This window comes from Sphingorhabdus sp., assembly GCF_040079335.1.
Classification (GTDB): Bacteria; Pseudomonadota; Alphaproteobacteria; order Sphingomonadales; family Sphingomonadaceae; genus Sphingorhabdus_B.
This window is the reverse complement of record NZ_JBEBKL010000031.1, coordinates 1-23,239: the sequence shown is the minus strand read 5'-3', so window position 1 is coordinate 23,239 and position 23,239 is coordinate 1. Positions and strand designations below refer to the sequence as shown.

At 56.8% G+C, this 23,239-nt stretch carries 19 protein-coding genes; 10 read left to right on the top strand and 9 right to left on the bottom strand.

Going from position 1 to position 23,239, the window contains the following annotated elements; translation table 11 throughout:
- The first annotated feature begins 2 nt into the window (after positions 1–2).
- From ABL922_RS09745 to ABL922_RS09735, 3 genes are all read left to right on the top strand, one after another.
- Entirely contained in the window at positions 3–875 is an 873-nt protein-coding gene (locus ABL922_RS09745; protein WP_349024021.1) for an alpha/beta hydrolase-fold protein, read from the top strand.
- 73 nt (positions 876–948) lie between these two features.
- The gene (locus ABL922_RS09740) at positions 949–1,182 is read left to right on the top strand and encodes a hypothetical protein (RefSeq protein WP_349024020.1); all 234 of its coding nucleotides are present in this window, start codon (positions 949–951) and stop codon (positions 1,180–1,182) included.
- Between the two features lies 1 nt (position 1,183).
- The gene (locus ABL922_RS09735; RefSeq protein ID WP_349024019.1) at positions 1,184–3,190 is read left to right on the top strand and encodes an acetyl/propionyl/methylcrotonyl-CoA carboxylase subunit alpha; all 2,007 of its coding nucleotides are present in this window, start codon (positions 1,184–1,186) and stop codon (positions 3,188–3,190) included.
- Positions 3,191–3,208: 18 nt separating this feature from the next.
- Here ABL922_RS09735 and ABL922_RS09730 read toward each other — a convergent pair whose 3' ends face one another.
- Complete coding sequence (locus ABL922_RS09730; RefSeq protein WP_349024018.1) at positions 3,209–3,889, bottom strand: DNA alkylation repair protein; 681 nt, start codon at positions 3,887–3,889, stop codon at positions 3,209–3,211.
- A gap of 5 nt (positions 3,890–3,894) precedes the next feature.
- Positions 3,895–5,265, bottom strand: a complete 1,371-nt coding sequence (locus ABL922_RS09725) for a peptide MFS transporter (protein WP_349024017.1) — start codon at positions 5,263–5,265, stop codon at positions 3,895–3,897.
- Positions 5,266–5,397: 132 nt separating this feature from the next.
- Here ABL922_RS09725 and ABL922_RS09720 point away from each other — a divergent pair, with 132 nt between their 5' ends.
- On the top strand, positions 5,398–5,802 hold the full coding sequence (locus ABL922_RS09720) for an MAPEG family protein (RefSeq protein WP_349024016.1): 405 nt from the start codon (positions 5,398–5,400) through the stop codon (positions 5,800–5,802).
- Here ABL922_RS09720 and ABL922_RS09715 read toward each other — a convergent pair.
- The 3 genes from ABL922_RS09715 to ABL922_RS09705 are packed head-to-tail and all read right to left on the bottom strand — an operon-like array spanning position 5,799 to position 8,739.
- On the bottom strand, positions 5,799–6,566 hold the full coding sequence (locus ABL922_RS09715) for a cyclase family protein (RefSeq protein ID WP_349024015.1): 768 nt from the start codon (positions 6,564–6,566) through the stop codon (positions 5,799–5,801). The genes ABL922_RS09720 and ABL922_RS09715 overlap by 4 nt on opposite strands.
- Positions 6,563–7,639, bottom strand: coding sequence for a phosphotransferase (locus tag ABL922_RS09710; protein WP_349024014.1), 1,077 nt, complete (start codon positions 7,637–7,639; stop codon positions 6,563–6,565). The genes ABL922_RS09715 and ABL922_RS09710 overlap by 4 nt, the downstream gene beginning before the upstream one ends.
- Positions 7,636–8,739, bottom strand: coding sequence for a hypothetical protein (locus tag ABL922_RS09705; RefSeq protein WP_349024013.1), 1,104 nt, complete (start codon positions 8,737–8,739; stop codon positions 7,636–7,638). The genes ABL922_RS09710 and ABL922_RS09705 overlap by 4 nt, the downstream gene beginning before the upstream one ends.
- Positions 8,740–8,862: 123 nt before the next feature.
- On the opposite strand from ABL922_RS09705, the gene ABL922_RS09700 reads away from it, so the two are divergent.
- Positions 8,863–10,452, top strand: a complete 1,590-nt coding sequence (locus tag ABL922_RS09700) for an MFS transporter (RefSeq protein ID WP_349024012.1) — start codon at positions 8,863–8,865, stop codon at positions 10,450–10,452.
- Positions 10,449–11,492: an alanine racemase gene (gene alr, locus ABL922_RS09695; RefSeq protein WP_349024011.1), complete on the top strand. Its 1,044-nt coding sequence runs from the start codon at positions 10,449–10,451 to the stop codon at positions 11,490–11,492. Before ABL922_RS09700 ends, alr begins: the two co-directional genes overlap by 4 nt.
- Positions 11,493–11,582: 90 nt before the next feature.
- On the opposite strand, the gene ABL922_RS09690 is transcribed toward alr, so the two are convergent.
- Positions 11,583–14,735 carry a TonB-dependent receptor gene (locus ABL922_RS09690; protein WP_349024010.1) on the bottom strand — a complete coding sequence of 1,051 codons (3,153 nt, stop codon included), beginning with the start codon at positions 14,733–14,735 and terminating at the stop codon, positions 11,583–11,585.
- Between the two features lie 452 nt (positions 14,736–15,187).
- Between ABL922_RS09690 and phaR the strand changes: the two genes are divergently transcribed.
- Positions 15,188–15,748 (top strand): polyhydroxyalkanoate synthesis repressor PhaR, encoded by a 561-nt coding sequence (gene phaR / locus ABL922_RS09685; RefSeq protein WP_349024009.1) that lies wholly within the window; start codon positions 15,188–15,190, stop codon positions 15,746–15,748.
- Between the two features lie 9 nt (positions 15,749–15,757).
- On the opposite strand, the gene ABL922_RS09680 is transcribed toward phaR, so the two are convergent.
- On the bottom strand, positions 15,758–16,351 hold the full coding sequence (locus ABL922_RS09680) for a hypothetical protein (protein WP_349024008.1): 594 nt from the start codon (positions 16,349–16,351) through the stop codon (positions 15,758–15,760).
- On the bottom strand, positions 16,348–17,184 hold the full coding sequence (locus ABL922_RS09675) for a hypothetical protein (protein ID WP_349024007.1): 837 nt from the start codon (positions 17,182–17,184) through the stop codon (positions 16,348–16,350). The genes ABL922_RS09680 and ABL922_RS09675 overlap by 4 nt, the downstream gene beginning before the upstream one ends.
- A 126-nt stretch (positions 17,185–17,310) precedes the next feature.
- On the opposite strand from ABL922_RS09675, the gene proS reads away from it, so the two are divergent.
- Both proS and ABL922_RS09665 read left to right on the top strand, forming a co-directional pair.
- Entirely contained in the window at positions 17,311–18,837 is a 1,527-nt protein-coding gene (gene proS / locus ABL922_RS09670; RefSeq protein WP_349024006.1) for a proline--tRNA ligase, read from the top strand.
- 1 nt (position 18,838) lies between these two features.
- Positions 18,839–21,127, top strand: a complete 2,289-nt coding sequence (locus tag ABL922_RS09665; RefSeq protein ID WP_349024005.1) for a VacB/RNase II family 3'-5' exoribonuclease — start codon at positions 18,839–18,841, stop codon at positions 21,125–21,127.
- Between the two features lie 182 nt (positions 21,128–21,309).
- Here ABL922_RS09665 and ABL922_RS09660 read toward each other — a convergent pair whose 3' ends face one another.
- On the bottom strand, positions 21,310–21,765 hold the full coding sequence (locus ABL922_RS09660; RefSeq protein WP_349024004.1) for a universal stress protein: 456 nt from the start codon (positions 21,763–21,765) through the stop codon (positions 21,310–21,312).
- A 156-nt stretch (positions 21,766–21,921) separates the two neighbouring features.
- Between ABL922_RS09660 and ABL922_RS09655 the strand changes: the two genes are divergently transcribed.
- On the top strand, positions 21,922–23,181 hold the full coding sequence (locus tag ABL922_RS09655) for a pyruvate dehydrogenase complex dihydrolipoamide acetyltransferase (protein ID WP_349024003.1): 1,260 nt from the start codon (positions 21,922–21,924) through the stop codon (positions 23,179–23,181).
- The last annotated feature ends 58 nt before the right edge of the window (positions 23,182–23,239 follow it).

Genomic DNA, 23,239 nt, shown 5'->3' with positions numbered 1-23,239 from the left:
CGATGGCCCACCGCTTCGCATTGGCACTAGCTTTGGTCGCAGGCTGTTCGTCGAACGCCTTTGCTACCCCGCCTGCCAAAACCGATGTGAAGCTGGTGTCGATCGGCGAAAGCCACAGCTTTGTGTCCGATGCTTTGGGTGAAGAGCGGACGATTAATGTCTATTTGCCGCCCAATTATTCCGATCCCAACCGCAAATTTCCGGTGCTTTATGTCGTCGACGGCGGGCTTGATCAGGATTTCATGCACGTCGTCGGCACCTCGCATCTGGGCTCAATCTGGGCGCGGTCGCAGGAAGTGATTGTCGTCGGCATCGCAACCAAGGACCGACGCAAGGAATTGACCGCACCTACCGGCAACCCTGAATTGCTGAAGGAGTTTCCTCAGGCTGGTTATTCGGGGTTTTTCCTCAAGCATCTCGCCGAGGAAGTGAAGCCCTTCATTGCGCGCAGCTTCCGCGTGAACGGGCAGGATGCGATCATCGGGGAATCGCTAGCGGGCATGTTTGTGGTCGAAGCCTATCTGCGACAACCCAACCTATTCGATGCCTATGCCGCAATCAGCCCCAGCCTGTGGTGGGATGACCAGCGGCTTGCAAAACAGGCCGAAGGTTTGATGAAGACACGCAAGAAGGGCACGGACCCCCGTCTTTATCTCTCCATCGCCAATGAAGGCGGCGATATGCAGCACGGCATGGACCGCGTTGTCCGTGCCCTGCATGGCCGCAAAAACTGGTGCTACACCCCGCGCAAGGCGATGCGGCACGACACCATCTATCATCAGTCGATGGCATTGGTGCTGCAATATCTGTTTCCGACTGATACCCCGGTCGCACCAGAAAGCGGCTTCAAAATCCGGTGCGATAAAAAGGGATGAGCATGCGTACGGACTCGACCCGCATGACGGCACAAGCGCCCCTGCGGTCTTGCAAAGCGGTGGAAGCAGTGGAGTGAAGACGCTGTTCGAATATCTGCAATGGGCTTTTGAGAGGCTCGTTCTGACCGCAATAGCGATATTGATCGCGGTCGGCGCTCTCATTCATTGGGTATCGTTAGACGAGGATGGCCCCGATGGTTTCTTTGCGCTCGCCGGGGTGTCGTTATTGGGTTGGGCAGTGTTTTTCGCTGTTGCGATTTGGGTTTTGTATCGAGGCTATCGAATTTTGAGAGACAATAGGAAATAGAATGTTCAAAAAAATCCTGATCGCTAACCGAGGCGAAATCGCCCGTCGTGTTATCAAAACTGCCCGCCGCATGGGCATAAAGACCGTCGCCGTCTATTCGGATGCCGATGCGCGTGCGCCGTTTGTGCTCGATGCCGATGAGGCGGTGCATATCGGACCTTCGCCCGCCGCCCAGTCCTATCTGATCGCCGAGAAGATCATCGAGGCGTGCAAGGCCACGGGTGCTGAGGCCGTGCATCCGGGCTATGGCTTCCTGTCCGAGCGCACCAGCTTTGCCGAAGCATTGGCAGCGGAGGGCATTGCCTTTATCGGCCCGCCGGTGAACGCGATTGCGGCGATGGGGGACAAGATCGAATCGAAGAAGCTCGCCATGCAGGCGGGCGTCAATGTCGTCCCCGGCTTTGTCGGCGAGATTGACGATACCGAACATGCCGTGCGCATCTCGAACGAGATCGGCTATCCGGTGATGATGAAGGCCTCTGCCGGTGGTGGTGGCAAGGGCATGCGGCTTGCCTATGACGAAAAGGATGTGCGCGAAGGCTTTGACGCGGTAAAGCGCGAGGGGCTGAATTCATTTGGCGACGACCGCGTCTTCATCGAAAAATTCATTCTCAATCCGCGCCATATAGAAATCCAGATCTTGGGCGATCAGCACGGCAATATCCTTTACCTCAACGAGCGCGAATGCTCGATCCAGCGCCGCCACCAGAAGGTTGTCGAGGAAGCGCCGTCACCCTTCGTCACCCCCAAGATGCGCAAGGCGATGGGCGAGCAATGCGTCGCGCTCTCGCGGGCGGTGGGCTATTATTCGGCGGGCACGGTCGAACTGATCGTGTCTGGTGCTGACCCCACGGGCGAAAGCTTCTACTTCCTTGAAATGAACACCCGCCTGCAGGTCGAGCATCCGGTGACCGAATGCATCACCGGCATCGATCTGGTCGAACAGATGATCCGCGTCGCTTATGGCGAAAAGCTGTCCATGACGCAGGACGATATCAAAATCGACGGCTGGGCGATCGAGAACCGCGTCTATGCCGAAGACCCCTATCGCGGCTTCCTGCCCTCAACAGGCCGCATCGTGCGTTACAACCCGCCGGTACCGGGCTGGGCAGGGGATATTCGCGGCGTCGATGGCGTGCGCGTTGATGACGGCGTTGCCGATGGTGGCGAAGTCAGCATGTTCTACGACCCGATGATCGCCAAGCTGATCACCTGGGGCAAAACCCGCGACGAGGCGGCGGACAAACAGGTTGCCGCGCTCGACCGGTTCGAACTTGAGGGGCTGGGCCATAATATCGATTTCGTCTCGGCGATCATGCAGCACCCGCGCTTCCGCTCGGGCGAGCTGACCACCGGCTTTATCGCCGAGGAATATCCCGATGGTTTCGCCGGTGCACCCGCATCCGAAGACCTGATCCGCAAACTGTGCGCGATTGCTGGCGTGGTTGCGACCAGCACGTCCGAACGTGCGCGGCATATTGACGGGCAGTTGGGCGATAACCTGCCTGCGATCCGCAACTGGCTGGTTTCGGTCGACAAGCAGAAGCATGACGTGATCGTCCACAATGGTCAGGTGACCGTTGATGGCCAAAAGATGGAGTTGCAGACCGACTATGTCCCCGGCGCGCGGATGGTGCATGCCATTGCCGACGGTGAGAGTCTTGCGGTCAAGGTTGCCAAATCGGGCTCGGGCTTCAAGATGACGACGCGCGGTGCAAGCCATAGCGTGATCTGCCTGCCCGAACACGTAGCGCCGCTGTCGACGCATATGATTGAAAAGATCCCGCCCGATCTTTCCAAATATCTCATCTGCCCGATGCCCGGCCTGATCACCGCCGTGCACGTCGATGTTGGCGACAAGGTGGAGGCGGGTCAACCGCTTGCAATTGTCGAGGCGATGAAGATGGAGAATATCCTGCGCGCCGAGAAATCCGGAACGGTCAAATCGGTCAACGCCAAGGCGGGCGACAGCCTTGCGGTCGATGCGATCATTTTGGAAATGGAGTGAGGCTGGTCTGAAACACCGTCATTTGAGGTGTTTCATGGCCTCGCGCTTGCTCAACGGGCTCAGGCGATCTTCGTTCGCCGCCACATAGTGCCGCACTTCATCAGCATCGGTGCGCGCATATTGGCGTAACACCCAGCCAATGGCCTTGCGCAGGAAGAACTCTTTTGAGGTGATGGACGGCTCGATACAGGCGTAGAGCAGGTTGATATCCATCTTGGCCTTTGCGTGCAATTGGCACAATATGGCGCTGCGCCTGACCCACATATTATCGTCTTGGGCCCAAAGCAGCATGGTTTCCCGCATCGCATCACGCTCGGCTTCAAGAATGTCCCAAAGCCGGTGCGGTGCAATGGCGTCGATAATATCCCACCAGCCACCGCTCTCGATCATCTCGCGGTACATGGGAAGCGCATCCATGCGTTGGAACGGGCGGGCATAGCGCATCCCTGCTAGCTCCAGGGCGGCGTAATATTCTTCACGATAGTGCGCGCCGCGCCAGATCGCCAAAATGTCGGTGCGCCAACCATCGGCATTGGCATATTCCAGCCCTGCAAAAACTGCCTTCGACGTTCGTCGCAAATCGGCGGACGCGACGCCCATATAGGGCATGGCTGACTTCATATAGGCCTGCATCGCTGGTGCGCGGGCACGGTCAGCCTTTTCAAGCAATCGCGCGCGCAATTCCGTCGCGAGCGACATGGACTTCAGCTGCCCAAAAGCCGTTTGGCGAGGAAAAGCTTGAAGATCACGAACGCAACCAGTCCAACCGCTGCCGTTCCCACATGAAACAACCAGAATGTCGGCGTTGCCATTGTTTCATACCATGTGCCGACTTCGCCAACGATCTTGTTCGCGGCGAAAAAGGACAGATAATAGATGCCGATGATCGTGGCGTTCAGCGCGCGCGGTGCCAGTTTGGTGAAGAAAGCTAGACTGACCGGCAGGATATGCGCAAAGCCGATGCTGTTGAAGATGTGGAACATCAGCGGCCAGAATAGCCCGATCTTGCCGTCACCCTGCGTTACCGCCGCCATATAGAGGCAGAGCCCGCCCGCGATGGTGAAAAAGCTGCCGATGATCATCTTACCCAATTCATCGGGCTCCTGCCGCCTTTTGCCATACCAGACATAAAAGGCCGCAACCGCCGCCAGCATCGAAAAGCTGGCAATCGCATCGATGGTGATCATCCAGCTCGTGGGCAGCGTCTGGCCAAAGAAGGTCAGCTGGAAGTCGGTATCGGCCCAAACCAGATAGGCGTTGAAAATCTGCTGGTTGGTCAAAAGCGCAACTGCAAGAATGGGAACCAGCGATACAACCGCGACAATCCGCAGCCAATCTTGCCGGGTCAAGGGTTCCTTGGCGGCGCTGGCTTTTGCGTCTTTGGCCGGCCGGTTGTCGGCAGGAAGCCATGGTCCGGCCATGATGTAGAGGATCAGGCCAAGGACCATCACAATCCCGGCAGTACCAAAGCCCCAATGCCAGCCCACACGCTCACCCAATGTGCCGGCCACCAAGGGAGCGGCAATCACGCTGACGTTGATCGCGATGTAGAAAATCTGGAACGCCATTGCGCGGCGCAAGTCTTCGGGTTTGTAGAGTTCGCCCACCTGGCTAGCGATATTGCCTTTGAACAATCCGACGCCGACGATCAGCGCCATCAGCGCGAACAGGAAGCTGCCTTCAAACGCCATCAGGAAATGGCCCAGCGTCATGAACAGCCCGCCTAGGATCAGTGTCGATCGCCGTCCCAGCCAGCGGTCGGCAATAAAACCGCCTGCGATCGGCGTCAGATAGACCAGCGAGGTGTAGTCCCCGAATATCTTCGACGCCAAAGGCTGTCCATCAAGGCCATACCAACCCTTCAGCCAGTCGAGCCCGATGACCCCCGCAGCATTTTCGGGCAGCAGCAGATATTTGACCATGTAGAGCACGAGCAATGTCTGCATCGAATAATAGGAAAAGCGCTCGCAGCCCTCGACAAAGGCGAGGTAGCCCAACCCCTTGGGATGGCCCAAAAAGGCGCGGTCAGATCGACCGGCGAGATCGATTTCGGGCGTGGCTTCGGCTATGGTCATTCTATAACTCCCCCGAGTAATATTCTTTCATCCGCCTTATCGTCTCGCACGGGGTTTTCCAGTAAATTTCGACGATTGGCGTGGGAGGCATATACAGTTAAGCTGCAACTACTTTTAGGGGGAGATTTTCACATGCCAGTTCCGGTTACAGCCTTTGTTGCAGCAATCTGCGCGCTGCTTTTGCTGCTCACAGCCATCGATACCGTCCGCCAGCGCATTCGCGCACAGGCAGCCTTTGGCGATGCAGGCGATGCCAAATTGATCAGCGCAAGCCGCAGCCACGGCAATCTCGCCGAACATGCACCGATTGTGATCCTATTGCTCGCCTTCCTCGAACTCGGCCACGCCTGGCATATGGGGCTGATGGCGGTAGGCGCGCTGTTCCTGTTTGGTCGCGTGCTGCATATCTGGGGCCTCTATCTGCCTGCCAGCACCAAGCCACCGCTGCCGCGATCACTCGGCGTGATGGTCACCTGGTTGACGCTAGCGGTACTGAGCGGGTGGACTTTGTATCTGCTGGCGACGCAGAATCTCTAATCAATTAGTGCGACGGCCCTGATCCACCCCGCACTGGCACGTTCGATCTTTACCGGAAAACAGCTCAGCTGCCATCCATAAGGCGGCAGTGCGGCGAGATTGGTCAGTTTCTCGATCTGATAATAGGGCTGGATACGTCCAGCCTTATGACCTTCCCAGATGATTGAGGGATCGCGCGTTTCGGCCCAGCGTTTGGCGGTGTGGCTGAAGGGCGCGTCCCAGCTCCATGCATCGGTGCCGACGACTTTAACGCCGCGTTCGGTGAGGTAAAGCGTCGCTTCTGCGCCCATGCCGCAACCCTGATCGGTGAAATTGTCGGTTCCATAGACCGCACCCGATTGGACCAGCACAATGTCGAGCGGCTGCAGTTCATAGCCGATCCGCGCCAGTTCGGCCTCAACCTCTGCCGCGCTTGCGACGTGGCCATGCGGCTTGTTCGAGAAATCGAGTTTTACTCCGGGGCGGAAGAACAGGTCAAGCGGGGCTTCGTCTATCGAAGGGGCAGGGGAGGCGCCGCTGTCGGTGGTCGAATGGAAATGCCAGGGCGCGTCCATGTGCGTGCCATTGTGCGTGCTGAGCGTCAGGCTCTCGACCGCCCAACCTTCGCCATCGGGCAAGTCCTCCCGCGTCAGTCCGGGGAAGAACATCGCAATCTGCTCCCATGTATTTTCATGGGTCATATAGGTGATCTGCGGACGCATTACCGGCGGGTCTGAAACCACATCATTGGTGATCGGTATCGAAAGATCGATAAACTGGATCATTGCGGCAGAGCCCTGTCACCATGATCGAGCACCATCGCCGAAGAACGGCGCGCCATCGCAAGGAACATGTCGTCGCCGCGATCGGTGCGTTCGACCACCATCGCAGCGGTTACACCCATCAGGAATCCTGCGACCGCCGAGCGGCAATAATCATCTTCGATGTGAGCCAAGTCACCTTCGGGCACACCGCGCGCGATCAATTGCGTCCGGTAGCGCGCTAGCAATTCCCTCTCGATATCACGGCGATGCCCGGCATCGAACGCGGTGCCGGTATAATAAGCGATATCTCCGACGCCGATGCCCACGCCGGTCGTTTGCCAATCGACAATCACAATCGGCTTCGCCGGATCGTCGACGTTGAACAGCATATTGTCTGGACGAAAATCGTTATGCGTCAGGCAGCGCGGGCTTTGGCGGGTGTCGTAATTGGCATTAAGCTTACCCAGAAATGCTTCGCCCACCGTCCGCATATTGGCATCGACGCGGTCGCCATAACGATCGCAAAATGCCGGCCAGAACATGCCGAACAGCATATCACTGTCGAGTTGTGGCGGAACCGCTTTGGTTCCGTTGGGCCAGTCGAGCGTGTCGATCATTGGATCGCCCCACCAGGCAGCGTGAATGCTGGCAGCGGCATCGACCGCAAGCAACGCTTCCTCACGGCTGGGCTCGCTCAGCTGGTTGCCCTGCACATGGCTAGGCAGGTCGTGCATGATCAGGGTAAAGGCGTGGCTGTCCTCATCAAAGGCGATGTAGAGATAGTCGGGCACCGCCATCGGTTTCTTGCCCGCAAAGGTCTGGTAAAAGCGGCTTTCGCGCAAATAAGTCAGATGCGATTTGCCGGTCGTGCGGCTGAGTTCGTCATTGGACGGCAGCTTGGCAACGATGGTAGGCGGGAAGCCCTTCGGGTCGCCTTCAAAATTCAGCTTGATCCGATAGGTCGCGCCTACTTGCCCGGTGCCAATGGCTTTGAGTTCGACCGAAGCGATAGTGACGTCATGGCCTTTGCCGCGCAGCATCCCGGTAAGCCAGTCGGCGGTGATTTCATCGCGCGAAAGGACGGGAAGTCTCATGCGCCGGCACCGTCGTTCAGCCCTTTGAACCCGCTCGGACCATGCGGGCCAAAGACGAGCTGTTCGACAATTCCAATGCCTTCGGAACTTGCCCCGCCGCCTTCATGCCGCGCGATAGCAACATGCTGGATATGCAGGTGCGGCAGCAGCAAAGGATCAAGGTCAGCAGGACGGAAGTCTTCACGTTCGACGGCCAATTCACCCTTGAATCCGCCATGAATCCATTCACTATGGCCATAGCCTATGCCCTTCATCATGAAGGTGTCGATGGGCTCCCAAGTGACCACATGGTCACGCCCGCCATCATCGCGGACATCGAGCCGTGCGGCCGTTGCATGACGTTTGCCGGCCTCCCAGGTCATGGTGAAGCGGTCTTCGTGGAAGTGCATCCCGCCTTCCTGATTGGCACCATCCATCATCAGGGTGGCGCGGCGGTTCCATGCTTCACCGCTCTCATCCTCATTGACATGGGCATAGAGCGAGAGGTTGGGGAAGTTGGTCGGTGCCCACAGCCAATAGAATTGCGGAAGCATGGGCGGTACGACCGGTTGCGGGTCAGCCGCGCCGATGGAGCGAACGCCCCAGCTACGGTCGCGCGTTCCGTAAGCACCTTCATAGACTTCGCGTTTGCCGTCAACTTCGACCCAACCCGACACATGGCAGTTAACGGTAAATCGCGTCAGGTCCATCATCATCCGCGTACCATTACGGCGGGTGAAGCGCGGTTCCTGTACGGGGGCAGAGCGGACTTCAAAGGTCAGGTCGGCAGAAATGCCTTGATGATTGTCGACCATCAGGCGAACGGTCTTGAGCGGCTCGACGACTTCGATGCGGATCGGCCCGCAATGCATATCCATCCGCTCGAAACCCAAAATGCGCGAGGCATGGATGCAATGCTGGGTACCATCGCGCACGATCGAGAAATGCGCATCCGCTATGTTGAGATGAGGATAGACCCCAAAAGCCGCGCCAAAATAGCCCGATCCATCGGGGCGATAGCCACAGAAAAAGAAGCGATCATAAAAGTTTCGATCAGTGCCAGAAAAAGCAATCGGTTCCGCGGTCTGGTGGATTGGGTACTCGTCGCCCTTGGTCAGCATCTCTCTCTCCTTAACTCTCTCGACGATGTTGTTAATCGCTCGATTAAACAAACGCAACAAGGCTTGAACGCTACGGCGTTGCAACTAAGAGGGAGCGAAAGGCTAAACAGGGAAGGGGAAGCCATGGCGAACACAGCAGAGGCAGGCGAGGTAACGATCGATCCCAAGCGCGACAGGCTCGTAATTACGGCATCGTCGCTGGGCACGGTGTTCGAATGGTACGACTTTTTCGTTTACGGCATATTGGGGGCGCTGATCGGGAAGCTGTTCTTCCCGTCGGACAACCCGACGGCGGCTACATTGGCCAGCCTTGCGGTGTTCGGCGCCGGTTTCGGGGTGCGTCCGCTTGGCGCAATCCTGTTCGGTTATTTCGGCGACAAGATCGGACGGAAATATACCTTTCTTGTGACCATAACGCTGATGGGTGGCGCCACAGCGGCAATCGGCTTTTTGCCAACTTTCGAACAAGTAGGTATTTGGGCCGCCGTTTTGCTTTTGCTGATGCGGTGCCTGCAAGGGCTGGCGCTCGGTGGCGAATATGGCGGCGCGGCCATTTATGTCGCCGAACATGCGCCGAAAGGAAAGCGCGGCCAATATACGAGCTGGATTCAGGCCTCGGTTGCGGGTGGATTCCTTCTCGCCGTGTTGGTTGTTTTGGTCACGCGGACCATTATCAGCGATCCCGCAGAATTCGAAGCTTGGGGCTGGCGCGTGCCCTTCATCATTTCCATTCTGCTTCTTGCCATTTCGCTGTGGATTCGGCTCAAACTGTCCGAAAGTCCGGTTTTTTCGGCGATGAAGGCCGCTGGAACGGTTTCCAAAAATCCCTTCACCGAGAGCTTTCGGTATCCCGGCAATGTGAAGCGGATCTTTATTGCGATGTTTGGCGTTGCTGCCGGTTTGACCGTTATTTACTACACGTCGCAATTCTACACGCTCTATTTCCTCACAGGCACAGCGCGAGTGCCAGAGACTGACGCGCTGCTGTATATGGCGGTGGGGGCGGCGATTGCTGCACCGCTTTATGTCGCTGCCGGTTGGATGTCCGACCATTTTGGGCGCAAGAAAATCCTGTTGATCGGCTACGCCTTGTCGATGTTGCTGACATTCCCCTTATTCTGGACGATGGCTGATGCAGCGAATCCGGCACTGTCACAGGCGACGGCTTCGTCTCCGGTCATGCTTGTTTCACCCGAGTGCGATTTCAATGTTTTTGCAAGCAAGCATCAAAGCGAATGTGCCAAGGCTTTGAACTTCCTTTCCAAACGAGGCATCAGCTATTCCAAATCCGGCGGAAAAGAAACCGTGTTGAAGGTCGGCACTGCCGAAGTGCAAGGTTTCGATGAAAAGGCCTATATCGCAGCTTTGGAGGCTGCCGGTTATCCGAACGAGTCCGATCCAAAGCAGCGGAACGGATTAGTCATCATATTGGTGGTGGCTGCACTGGTGGCATTGTCCGCACTGACCTACGGGCAGGTCGCCGCTATCCTGGTGGAGATGTTTCCAGCGAAAATCCGTTATACCTCCATGTCGATACCCTATCATATTGGCACAGGGTATTTTGGAGGATTCTTGCCTCTGATTTCGCAATATATCGTGGTCAAAACCGGCGGCGCGTTTAACGGTCTTTGGTATGGGGTGGGCGTGGTTGCGATGGCCTTCATCGTTAGCCTGATCTGGCTGCCCGAAAACAGGGACAAGGATCTCGATTGACCTTTCCGGCTCCTTTGCGTTTGCGCCTCGATAGCGAGGCTTTGGTTGCCAACTGGAAGACAATGGCCCGCCTCAGCGGAAAAGCCAGCACGGGCGCCGCAGTTAAGGCCGACGCTTACGGCTTGGGCGCACGCGAGGTTGTCCCCAGGTTATGGGCCGCGGGCTGCAGGGATTTTTTCGTAGCCCATTGGAGCGAGGCGGAAGCGCTAGCGGACTTGATACCTGCAGAATCAATCGCCGTCCTCAATGGCATTTGCGAAGCCGACATTGCGCCTGCGCGTGCGCTGGGTGCCGTGCCTGTTCTCAACACGCCCCAACAGATTTCGCTTTGGAGAGCAGCGGGCGGCGCGAAGTGCCATGTCATGATCGACAGCGGCATCAACCGGCTCGGTTTGGGGCCGGAACAAGCTACGTCGGAACTGCTCGACGGCTTGGAAATCGACATATTGATGTCGCATTTGGCATCTGCGGACGAAGATGTTGCGCAAAATGGGCAGCAATTGGCGGTATTTCTTGAGTCCGGGAATGCTATCAAGGCGCAGCGCAAAAGCTTGGCCAATAGTGCAGGCATTGCCCTGGGCGAGGATTATTGTCTCGACCTTACCCGACCAGGGCTTGCAGTCTATGGCGGTGTCCCGCGACTCGAGCTTGCTAGCGGCATAAAACAGGTCGTCTGGCCTGAATCGCGGATATTGCAGATCAGGCAGCTCGTTAGCGGAATGCCCGTTGGCTATAATGCGACGTACACAACTACAGACACCATATCACTTGCGACGATCAGTCTGGGATATGCCGACGGTTACTTCAGGGGTTTTTCCAATACGGGCTCTTGCAGATCAGGCCCGGAGCACTTTCCGTTAGTTGGCCGGGTGTCGATGGATCTGGTCACGGTTGATATTTCCAATAGCCGGGGGCAGCTTGCCGAAGGTGATTGGCTAGCTGTTGAGTTTCAACTCGATCATGCTGCCAACGCAAGCGGGATGTCGCAATATGAATTGCTGACCGGATTGGAACGCAGATTCGAGCGCATCTGGAGCTAACCTAGCGTATTCAGTCTAATATGCTGTGATCCCGAAACGAAAAAGGGCGCCTAAGCGAGGCGCCCTTTTTCTCTATTTATTGCGGCGGTATCAGAAGTTGACCTGCGCGCCGGCGAAGAAGAAGCGACCGGTGTTCGGATAGATCGCGTCATTACCAATCCCGGTTGCATCAAGCTGCGGCAGTTCGTTGGTAAGATTGTCGACACCTGCATAGAAGCGGAATTTCGGATTGACATCCCAACCAACGCGGACGTTGTGATAGATCACTGCTGAGTACCAAGGTGTCGGACGTGCATCCGGATTCGTGGGCGTACGGCCCTGGTGCGGGAAGAAGGTTTCCCAAGCGAAGTTGGAAATGATCTGCTTGCCGACATAGCGTGCGTTGTAGTTCACATCGACCGGGCCAAAGTCAAGGTTGCCGGTAAATGAAGCGGCCCAAACGGGATCACCCAGTGTGCCATGCAGACGATCTGAACGGTCGGGGGTCGTAATGTAGCTGAAATTCTCGCGACGATCGACCCAGCTAACAACTGCACGCAAACTCAGATTGGTCTTTTCTCCAATCTTGGTTCGGTAAGACGCGTCAACGTCGATACCCGCAGTTTTCAACGCAGCAAAGTTGAAGGGCTGGTTGATGAAGCCGACTTCCGAACCGGCACGCGGAATAACAACGTCCGAACGGTTTTCCAAACGGCGTGTGCTCTGACCTGCAAAAGTAAAATTGGTCAGTACATCGCCAGTGCTACGACGGAAAACGGCCGAGCAGAACGGGTTGCCGATGCCACCGGGATCATCATAGCAACGGTTGATGATCGCCTGTGCCGTCAACCCTGAAATGACGTTGGCGACATTGATACGGTAATAGTCCACCGACAATGTAAAGCCAGGCAGGAAGCTTGGCTGGAAAACGCCACCGATAGTCAACGACTTACCCGTTTCAGGCAACAAACCGGCATTGCCCTGATTGAAGCCAACTAGGTTCGCACCGAGGATATTGGTCCAGGGTCGGGTAGTTGGCGTGCCATCATCGGCTAAGTAAGTAATCGTCGTCGGAATTCCCGCAGCAGCGCAGTTTGCCGCACGGTTCGGCCCGTCGGCTACGCCGCCTGCACCGGTTTGGTTGCATGGATCGGTAACCGCGTTGAAGGTTTCCGAGCGGGTTGCAAAGCTATCCGATAGGGTAGGCGCACGCACGGCCTTTGCATAACCGACACGCAAGCGAATGTCCGGGATCGGAGCCCAAATCGCGCCGACATTATAGGCCCAAACCGCCTTGGACGAATTGCCATAGTCGGAAATACGAGCCGAACCTTCAAGCGTCAGCTCATGTGCAAACGGAAGATCTGCCAAAATTGGAATGCGAAGTTCGCCAAAAGCCTCTTTCACCTTCGCAGCTGGCGGACGGAAAGGAAGGATAGAGTTGAGGAAAGTCGCACCCGAAGTGGTCACGTCATCCCAAACCGATGTCGCTTTTTCCCGACGATATTCAGCACCAAGAACCCAACCAATTGCGCCACCGGGCATTTCGAACAGACCTTCGGTCGTGCCTGAAAGGAAAGCAGTTGCATTCAACTGTGAAGCGGTCTGGACACGCTTTGAATCATAGATGAAATAATCGAGGGCGGCCTTCGAAGGCTTGCCCTGACCGAATACGTTCAAGGGAACGCATGCGGCATCATCATTGGTCGTGATCGCGTCAGCATTGATACCGCATACGATCTGACCTCCACTAAGCACCGCATTGACCGCATTGCGATAACGGCTGAGAAGCACGTTACCACCCGTCGTGTGGGAGTTTTCGGTGCGACCATAGTTCAACGCAATTTCGTATCGCGTGTTCGTGCCTGAATCGAGTTCGCCAGCTGCACCACCAACAATACGGTACGTTTCACGCTTGTGGAGCTCCGAACGAGGACCAAAATCGTTGTTGAAACGCTGCATGGTGAAGGTTGTCGCGCCTGGCGCAAGGATCGTCGCAAGCGTTGCGCGCGCCTGCGCGGTCAGGAATGGATTGCTGACGCTGAAAGTCGGGCTCAAAGTGCCTGCGATAAAGGTCGGCTGAGCACTTTGCTGGTTCGCGTTGACCCGGACATATTTTGCCTCAAGGAAAGGCTGGAACGCAGACGAAAAATCACCGCTGAGCAAAAGATTTGTCGCATAACGCTCAACGCCGGGCTGTAACATCGCGTCTTCGACGCCTGTTGAGCTAAGTCCTCCGATTACGCCACCGCCAATAGGGCGCCGATCTTCTGCCGGAACGTCCCTCAACAGATTACCATCGGGGTCGAACGAATAGTTGTAATTGATGCGACCGCCGGTCGGAGTCAATTGTCCGGTGCAAACTGCAGCAACGCGGGCTGTGTTTGTCGCCGTCGCTACTGGGCAAGCGGTAATAACATAACCACCCTGCGAGATATTACCAAAGCGAATGCCACCATCTATGAACTTGGTGTTCGGAATTCCGTCAAAGTTGCGATTCGGCGCCGTCGTAATCTGGTCGGTCACAAACCCCGGGACATTGGCGTAATAAGGACGATCCGAGAAATATAACGTGCTGTTTTTCGAATATTCCATCGCGATCGCGGCGTTGACGCGGCCGTCGAAGAAATTCTGGCCGGCGACACCGCTCAGGAAATAGGCACCGCGGTCACCATATGTCGATACACCGCCCTGGCCGCGCAGTTTGACGCCCTCAAAGTCACGCTTCAAAACGAAATTAACCACGCCTGCGATAGCATCAGAACCGTAAACGGCCGAACTGCCGCCGGTAATAACGTCAACGCGTTCAAGCAAATCGGCCGGAATTGTGTTCACGTCCATGCGATACGTGCCTGGAGAGGCAGTCACATGGCGGCGTCCATTTACGAGGACAAGCGTGCGTGTGGTGCCCAAACCGCGAAGGTCGAGGAAGTTGAGGCCCGAAGTCCCGATCGCACCAGTCGAGTTAGCAAGACTGAATGTCGAACGCAAAGCGGGCAGTTGGTTCAACTTATCGCCCAATGAAACGTCGCCATGACCCGTTAAGTCATCTGCTTCAATCGTGATGATTGGAACCGTCGCTGTATCATTCGGACGCGCGATGCGTGAACCCGATACGACGATTAGTTTTCCATTTTCTTCGACCGTTGCCGCTTCACCTGCCGAATCGTCCGATTCCGCTGCCTCTTGGGCATAGGACGGCGTGGCAGTTAAAAGAGCAAGGCTGATTGCGGATCCCGCAACCAGAAACGCAGACTTTTTCATTGAAAGCTCCCCAGCTAAATATTCATTGTCGGTTAATTGATGGGATAAGCGCAGCGAAAGCTTTTGTGCAAGCGGTGACTTGCACTTTGAAGCCGTTGTTTTGCTCGTGTTGCGGATTGGCAACAGTCCGAGATTAACTATAACCCTCGACTTACAGTTAAATATTGCGCTGGAATTGAGCGCCGCGTAATTTCGTTACATTCGATACCAATTGACTGTCGATTTATTACGATTCAATGCATCCGTTGCCCGGCGCATTTTGGTGCAAGGAGGACAAATTATTTTGTGTGATGTCAGCACATACGCACGATTTTCAGTTTTTGGTTTGTGAAATCGGCATTGTAATCGAATCACTTGCTTGCGTCGAATGCGGTCAAGCGCTGGGTATGTTGCAGTGCGGGAGAAACTGGTGCAAAGACCCAATTGAACATGGCTTTCAAGGGACTCTATATATGGCACGCAAAGCAGATTCTGCCAAACCCGGCAGCCCGATAATCATCAAAAAATATGCGAACCGGCGTCTCTACAATACCCAGTCATCCAAATATATCACGCTCGACTTTCTGGCTGAACTGACGCGCAAGGATGTCGAGTTCAAGGTCATCGACGCCAAGACCGGCGACGATATTACCCACAGCGTGCTGACCCAGATCATCATGGAAGAGGAAAATGGCGGCAAGAGCATGCTGCCTGTCAACTTCCTGCGCCAGATCATCGCGCTCTACGGGGATTCGATGCAGGGCCTCGTTCCGCAATTCCTTGAAAGCTCGATGGATAATTTCCGCAAGAACCAGAAGCAGGTTCAGGATGTGATCGAGAACGCGCTTACCTCCGGCCCCTTTGGCCATATCGCCAAACAGAATATTGAAATGATGAAGGCGGCGCGTGATGCCTTGGTGCCCAATCTTGGCGGGTTGGGTAGCAAGAAAGAAAAAGTGGGTGAGAATCTTGACGACCTGAAGAAGCAGATGGCCGAACTGCAAGCGAAGATCGACAAGCTTTCGGGGGAATAGTTTTTCGCCTTAATCCGCCGCAGATTCTTCGGCTTTTTTGCCGGTTATTTTGATGCCGGGTTGTTCGAACTTTCGGCCGCTCCCAAGTTTGAATTCGACTGGCGGCAGGCCTGCCGGAAACGAAAATTGGCCATATCGCAGCAGCGCGACCAACTGGCATACACCACCGCCAGCTTCGACAATATGCCCTTTTGCCAAACCGACCTCGACCGCGTCGAACTCGGCCTCTAGCGTCAGCGAAAGTTTGAGCGGCTGACTGGTCAACCCCAGCACCGAAATTTTCACGATCGGAAAAAGTTCAACAATCTGTTCGAATTTTCCAAGCCGAACGAATTTGGGGTTGGGATCAGCGGCACTTTTATCCGCTTCGGCTTTCAATTCCGGTGATCCGCCCCATGCCCTTGCAAAAATAGGCAGGAGATCGATCTGTGCCAGTTTTTCCGCCATGAGCGACGCTATTTTCGGTCCGCCAAGAACAGACAGGGCGCGCTTCATCCGGCTTCCGCCCTCTTCGTCTTGCTGTGCGCTTATCGTCGCGGCGGCATCATCAAAGGCCTGCTGTGAAACAAGCGTCCCCAGATCTACATAAAGACCTTCATTCATGTTTGTCCCCCGGTTTGCAAAAACTTGAAATCCGGAGCGCTTGGGAAGCCCCATTCAAACTCCACGTCAAATGTGGCGTCGGGAAGCGTTACAAAAGGTGACGCCACATTGATCAGCCGACTGTCTCCGGTTTCAAATTCCAGATCCAAGCGCGCCTTGGGAAAGAAGAACCATTTCAAACCTGCCATGACGAGAGCGACCAGCGCCAAAAAGGCCGCAATCAGGGTCCATTCCGGAACGCTATTGGTCACGATTTCGTCCGCTGGCACCAGCACCGGAGTTGGCGGAGTTTTCAGTGCAGCCGAACTGATCGCGGGTGCGACGTTGCTTTGCTGCGCGGGCTCCTGAACAATATTTTGGTCAACCGGACTTTGGGACGGCGGGGTCGCCGACTTCTTGTTCGGTTGCACAGCCGGGCTATTCACGATGGGCTTGACAGTTGGCTGAGGCGGGAAGACGGTTTTGGGGGTTGAACTATTTTGCACTTGGGCGGGCATCGGCGATGCCACGACCGGGTCAGATGCAGGGATTTCGGCCTGCGGTATCGGCGCTGTCTGCACCGTTGGCTGCGGCGGCTGTTGCTTCTTTTTCTTGCCAAAAATATTATAGATTGTCTTGGCCGCTTGTACCGGATCAACCTTGATTCCGCTGTCTTTCGGCGCTGATGTCGCCGTTGGGGCCGGTGCCGAAGACGATTGCTGTGGTGCCTGTTGATCAGCCGTAGTTGGCGCGGCGGTACCTGCGGTTTGAGCAGACACATCGTCATGGCCAGCAATCAGCCATGCTACCAGCAAAAGCCCATGCCCCATTTGCAACATATATGAGCGTTGCATCCGCTACTCCCCCATTCCCGCTCCGGCTTATAGCATCTTTTCCGACATAGACAAAAGCTGGCTTTACAATTGTCCGGTTGCGGCAATGCTTGCCGTTGCCGGGTGCCTCCGCTATCGCGCGGCCCTATGAAACACGCATTATCCGTCACCCGCCAACAAAATTTCGCCGCATGGTATCAGGAGGTCATTTCCGAAGCAGATCTTGCCGAAGAATCGGGTGTGCGCGGCTGCATGGTTATCCGCCCCTGGGGCTATGGCATGTGGGAGCGCATCCAGAAGCTGATGGATGCCGAAATCAAGAAAGCGGGCGTTGAAAATTGCTATTTCCCGCTCTTCATTCCGCTCTCCTTCTTTGAGAAGGAGGCGGACCATGTCGAAGGTTTTGCAAAGGAAATGGCGGTTGTCACCCATCACCGGCTTGTCGGCGACGGCAAGGGCAAACTGATACCCGACCCTGAATCGAAACTGGAAGAGCCGCTGGTCGTGCGGCCTACATCTGAAACCGTGATCGGTGCCGCGATGAGCCGCTGGGTGCAGAGCTGGCGCGACTTGCCTTTGCTGGTGAACCAATGGGCCAATGTCGTGCGTTGGGAAATGCGCACCCGCATGTTCCTGCGCACCAGCGAATTCCTCTGGCAGGAAGGGCATACCGCGCATGTCGATCGCGAAGACGCGATGCAGGAAACGATGCGCGCACTGGAAATGTATCGCGCCTTTGCCGAAGGCCCGCTGGCTATGCCGGTGGTGGCCGGTGAAAAGCCCGAAAATGAACGCTTCCCTGGCGCCGTTGCAACCTATTCGATCGAAGCGATGATGCAGGATGGCAAGGCGTTGCAGGCCGGCACTTCGCACTATCTGGGCACGGGCTTTGCCGAGGCATCGGGCATCAAATATCAGGATAAGGAAGGCGGGCAACAATTCGCCCATACGACGAGTTGGGGGGTTTCAACGCGCATGATCGGCGGCGTCATCATGACGCATGGCGACGATGACGGCCTGCGTTGCCCGCCGCAAATCGCACCTTGGCAGATCGTGATCGTGCCGATGCTGCGCGACGATGATGGTGACGCCGCAGTGCTCGATTATTGCCGCGAGCTCTGGAAAGAACTGGGCGCTCTATCGGCATTTGGTGAACCTGTACGCGTGTTGCTCGATACCAAAGCAGCCAAGGCATCGAACAAGCGCTGGGCGTGGGTGAAAAAGGGTGCGCCGATCATCGTCGAGGTTGGTCCTCGCGACGTATCTGAGGGCAAAGCCGCTGTGCTGCGCCGTGACCGGCTATACAAGGATGATGGCAAGCTAGCGACGGCCTTCACGCTGCGTGGGGATTTGGTCTCCAGTGCTGCCGCGGTGCTTGAGGAAATCCAGACCACGCTCCACAGTGAAGCCAAAGCACGGCTCGAAGCCAATATCGCCCGTGACGTCACCGATCTCACCGCGCATTTCAAGGGCGATGAGGCCAAGTTTGCCGGCTGGGTCGAAGTGCAATGGGCGCGTCCCAGCGGTGCTGCCCTCGACAAGATTGTCGAACAGCTAAAGGCATTGAAGTTGACCATGCGCAACACGCCGCTTGATGCCGCACCGGTCGGCGGCAAATGCTTCTTCACCGGGGAGCCTGCGGTCGAACGCATCCTCATCGGTCGGACTTACTGATTTGACGCGCAAGCCGCGCCATCTGCCGGGCCTCCCGACACGCGAGCAAATCCTCGAGTTCATTGAGCAATCCACGGAACCTGCCGGCAAGCGGGAAATATCGCGCGCTTTTGGGCTGCATGGCAGCGACAAAATTGCGCTGAAGGCGCTGCTCAAGGACATGACCGATGAGGGGCTGATCGATGCAGCCCCGGGCAGGGCGTTTCACAAGATGGGCGGTGTTCCACGCGTAACCGTGCTTAAGATCGTTGATATCGACGGTAACCAGCTAATCGCCATTCCCGAACGCTGGGAGGCGGAGGGGATTCCTTCGCCCAAGCTGCGCGTCGTTGAACGCGGGCGCAAGGGTGCGCTGGGGATAGGTGATCGCATCCTTGCGCGCACCGAAGAGGCGGGGAAGGGCTGGCTTGCCCATCCGATGAAAAAGCTCGCCAAGGCCAGCGAGCAGATATTGGGTGTGGTGGATGAGAGCGACAACGGTCGTTTCTGGCTGAAATCTACCGATAAAAAGGCGCGATTCGACATCCCGCTGTTCGAAATCGGCGAAGCGCAGCCCGGAGATCTGGTGCTGGCAGAACTGGGCGGACGGGCAGGGCAGAAGAAGGCGCGGGTTACCGATGTGCTGGGCGATCCCTTTGCACCGCGCAGCTTCAGCCTGATTGCCATCCACAAGTTTGGGATTCCATTTGAAATTCCCGAAGAAGTCGAAACAGAGGCGCTGCATGTCAGCAAGCTGCCGGTCACCGCCGATAAACGCGAGGATTTGCGCCATTTGTCGATCATCGCGATTGACCCAAGGGATGCGCGAGATTTCGACGATGCGGTTTGGGCAACGCCAGATGACGATCCGAAAAATGCAAATGGTTTCAAAGCTATCGTCGCCATAGCTGATGTCAGCTATTATGTACGCCCGGGCAGTGCCCTCGACCGAGAGGCGGCAAAGCGCGGGAATAGCGTTTATTTCCCCGATCGCGTCGTCCCGATGCTGCCGCATGCATTGTCGTCTGACAAATGTTCGCTGCGGGCGAACGAGGACCGTGCGGTGCTTGCTTGCCACATGCAGATTGATTCCGGGGGTCAAGTGACGTCATGGTGTTTCACCCGCGCAATCGCCCGGATTTCCGCCAATATTCCTTATCAGGATGCGCAGGATGCGATCGACGGGACACTGGAGCATCCAATGCTCGAACCGGCGCTCAAGCCGCTCTGGGCGTGCTGGGACTTGCTCAAAAAAGCCAGAAACCGGCGTGGGCCGTTGGAGCTCAACCTGCCCGAACGACGCATCACTCTCGACGACGAGGGCAGGGTGGTTGGCGTTGCGGTGCGTGAGCATCTCGACGCGCATCAGGTGATTGAGGATTTCATGATCGCGGCCAATGTCGCGGCAGCCAAAGCGCTGGAGGAAAAGAAATCCCCGCTGATTTACCGCGTGCACGAACCGCCAGCGCGCGAAAAACTCGTCGCGCTCAAGGACTATCTCAAGACCTTCGATCTTGAATTCGCATTGGGTCAGGTGGTCCGACCATCCACCTTCAACGCGATTATCGACAAGGTGCAGGAGCATGACGAAATCCTGCCGCAAATCATGGAAGCGGTGCTGCGCAGCCAGACACAGGCCTATTACACCCCGCAAAATGCCGGGCATTTTGGGCTGGCGCTGGGCAGCTATGCGCATTTCACCTCGCCGATCCGCCGCTATGCCGACCTGATTGTCCACCGTGCGCTGGTGAGCGCCTATGATCTCGAAATGCCTGCACCCAAGGATGGATCAATCAAACCAGTTACCGGCTTGTCTGCCAAGGATTTCGAACGGCTTGACGTCACATCCGAAATGATCAGCCGCGCCGAACGCCGCGCGATGGAGGCCGAACGCGAAACCACCGACCGCTATGTCGCCGCCTTCCTGTCATCACAGATCGGCCAGATCATCGATGCGCGCATCACCGGCGTGCAGAATTTCGGATTTTTCGCAACAGTAGAGTCGATTGGCGGCGATGGTTTGGTTCCGGTCTCAACCATGGGAGCCGAGCGCTTTGTCTATGATGAGGCCAGCCAGACACTGACCGGCGAGGATAGCGGCGATGAATATCGCCCCGGAATGCGGCTCAAATTGCGTCTGGCAGAAGCCAATCCGGTGTCGGGCGCGCTACGCTTCGAGTTGCCCGAAGGCGGCAGCTATGCACCCGCGCGCATGCAACGGCCATCTGGCGTCAAACATAAGGGCAAACACATGGCCGGGAAGCGCGGGCGGCCTTCGAATATCCGGCATCAGGGTAAGAAAAAGCGTTAGAAGGGTTTCACGCAGAGACGCGGAGTTTCGCAGAGACGCAGAGAAGCGTGTCTGCGGCGAAGCCGCTTTCAAATTGAACGCACCGCTTGGATTTTAACCGACAATAGTGAAATGAGCCTTCGGCTCAGGAAAAACTCTCTGCGTCTCTGCGAAACTCCGCGCCTCTGCGCGAAACAAAAAAATCAGCTCAATTCATCCAGTGCCGCATCGCTGAGCGACCCCGGTATCACCATCACAGGGCAGGGCAGCGAGCCCGCATTGTTGCCGGTAAAGTGCGCGACCATCGGGCCGGGATTTCCCTGTGCGGCGGCACCCAGCACCAGCGCCGCAATCTCCGGATGTTCGTCGAGCATTTCTTTGACCACATCGACGCCTTCGCCATCCTTGATGGTGATGCTCGGCTGGATACCCAGTTCGTCAAAGATCGAGCCCGCGGCCGCACGCACCAGTTCTTCAGCCTTTTCGCGGTTCTCAGCCTCCATCGTCGCTTGCACGCCGCCCCAGGCGACGAAATCGGCGCGCTCAACCAAGGTCAATATATGCAAACTGCCACCGGTTTTGGCGGCACGGCGCGCGGCAAAGCGGAGCGCGAGGCGCGCCTCTTCGGTCTCGTCAATAACAACCAGATAGGTGCGCATCGCCGTTTCCCCGTCGCGGCTTGGGTGCCGACCCTTTATGTATTCGTATGAACCTGCGTCAAAACTTATCGGAGTGCAAGCGATAGCCGCTTGACGCTGGGGAAACCAAGCCCTTATGCCGCTGCGATAAAGCCAGACCATAAACAGGATGTCCTGATGCCCATCGAGCTCAAAATGCCCGCACTGTCCCCCACCATGGAGGAGGGCACGCTTGCCCGCTGGCTGGTGAAAGAAGGCGACAGTGTGTCGTCGGGCGATCTGATTGCGGAGATTGAAACCGACAAGGCGACGATGGAGTTTGAGGCGGTCGACGAAGGCGTGATTTCTCAGATTTTAGTGGCCGAGGGCACCGATGGGGTGAAGGTCGGCACCGTGATCGCGATGATACAGGGTGAGGATGAAGGTGCCGCTCCCGCCAAGGCAGCAGCACCAGCGCCAGTGGCTGCAAAAACGGAAGCACCAACGGCGCCGACTCCTCCTCCACCCGTCGCGGCGCCCGCTCCAGCGGCGCTTGTTGCCGCCTCTGGCGATCGCATAAAGGCCAGCCCGCTTGCTCGCCGGATTGCCGCAGATAAGGGCGTCGATCTGGCTGGACTGACGGGAACCGGTCCCAATGGCCGCATTGTCAAGGCTGATGTTGAAGGTGCCAAGTCCGGTGCCGCCGCTCCTGCTCCTACCGCGACCGCATCGGTTACAACTGCACCTGCAGCAGTCCCCGACTTCGGCATCCCGCACGAAGTCGTCAAACTCAGCAATATGCGCAAGACGATTGCGCGCCGCCTGACCGAGAGCAAGCAGCAGGTTCCGCATATCTACCTGACGGTCGACGTCCGCCTTGATGCGCTGCTCAAGCTGCGCGGCGAACTGAACGCCAGCCTCGAAAGCCGCGGCGTAAAACTGTCGGTCAACGATATGCTGATCAAGGCACTGGCGCTGGCGCTGATCCAGGTTCCCAAATGCAATGTCAGCTTCGCGGGCGATACCATGCTGCAATATAGCCGTGCAGACATCAGCGTCGCGGTGTCGGTGCCCACCGGTCTGATCACCCCGATCATCGTCGATGCTGCGAACAAATCGCTCTCGACCATCTCCACCGAAATGTCCGCACTCGCCGCCAAGGCGAAGGATGGCAAGCTGCAACCGCACGAATTCCAGGGCGGCACCGCCTCGATCTCCAACATGGGTATGATGGGCATCAAGCAATTCGAAGCCGTCATCAACCCGCCGCAAGCGATGATCATGGCAATCGGCGCAGGCGAAAAGCGGCCCTATGTGGTCGATGACGCACTCGCGATTGCCACGGTGATGAGCGCCACCGGCAGCTTCGACCACCGCGCGATTGACGGCGCCGACGGGGCGGAAATGATGAAGGTGTTCAAGGAACTTGTGGAGAAGCCGTTAGGGTTGGTGGCGTGATAACCCCCTCTCCCCTTGCGGGAGAGGGAGGGGCCCGCGCCGAAGGCGTGGGAGGGAG

Coding starts and splice junctions, on each gene's coding strand:
- ABL922_RS09700 (WP_349024012.1), top strand. CDS start 8,863: ATGGCGAACACAGCAGAGGCAGGCGAGGTAACGATCGATCCCAAGCGC.
- ABL922_RS09690 (WP_349024010.1), bottom strand. CDS start 14,735: ATGAAAAAGTCTGCGTTTCTGGTTGCGGGATCCGCAATCAGCCTTGCT.
- ABL922_RS09655 (WP_349024003.1), top strand. CDS start 21,922: ATGCCCATCGAGCTCAAAATGCCCGCACTGTCCCCCACCATGGAGGAG.
- proS (WP_349024006.1), top strand. CDS start 17,311: ATGAAACACGCATTATCCGTCACCCGCCAACAAAATTTCGCCGCATGG.
- ABL922_RS09745 (WP_349024021.1), top strand. CDS start 3: ATGGCCCACCGCTTCGCATTGGCACTAGCTTTGGTCGCAGGCTGTTCG.
- ABL922_RS09730 (WP_349024018.1), bottom strand. CDS start 3,889: ATGTCGCTCGCGACGGAATTGCGCGCGCGATTGCTTGAAAAGGCTGAC.
- ABL922_RS09720 (WP_349024016.1), top strand. CDS start 5,398: ATGCCAGTTCCGGTTACAGCCTTTGTTGCAGCAATCTGCGCGCTGCTT.
- ABL922_RS09705 (WP_349024013.1), bottom strand. CDS start 8,739: ATGCTGACCAAGGGCGACGAGTACCCAATCCACCAGACCGCGGAACCG.
- ABL922_RS09675 (WP_349024007.1), bottom strand. CDS start 17,184: ATGCAACGCTCATATATGTTGCAAATGGGGCATGGGCTTTTGCTGGTA.
- ABL922_RS09680 (WP_349024008.1), bottom strand. CDS start 16,351: ATGAATGAAGGTCTTTATGTAGATCTGGGGACGCTTGTTTCACAGCAG.
- ABL922_RS09660 (WP_349024004.1), bottom strand. CDS start 21,765: ATGCGCACCTATCTGGTTGTTATTGACGAGACCGAAGAGGCGCGCCTC.
- ABL922_RS09715 (WP_349024015.1), bottom strand. CDS start 6,566: ATGATCCAGTTTATCGATCTTTCGATACCGATCACCAATGATGTGGTT.
- ABL922_RS09710 (WP_349024014.1), bottom strand. CDS start 7,639: ATGAGACTTCCCGTCCTTTCGCGCGATGAAATCACCGCCGACTGGCTT.
- ABL922_RS09735 (WP_349024019.1), top strand. CDS start 1,184: ATGTTCAAAAAAATCCTGATCGCTAACCGAGGCGAAATCGCCCGTCGT.
- phaR (WP_349024009.1), top strand. CDS start 15,188: ATGGCACGCAAAGCAGATTCTGCCAAACCCGGCAGCCCGATAATCATC.
- ABL922_RS09725 (WP_349024017.1), bottom strand. CDS start 5,265: ATGACCATAGCCGAAGCCACGCCCGAAATCGATCTCGCCGGTCGATCT.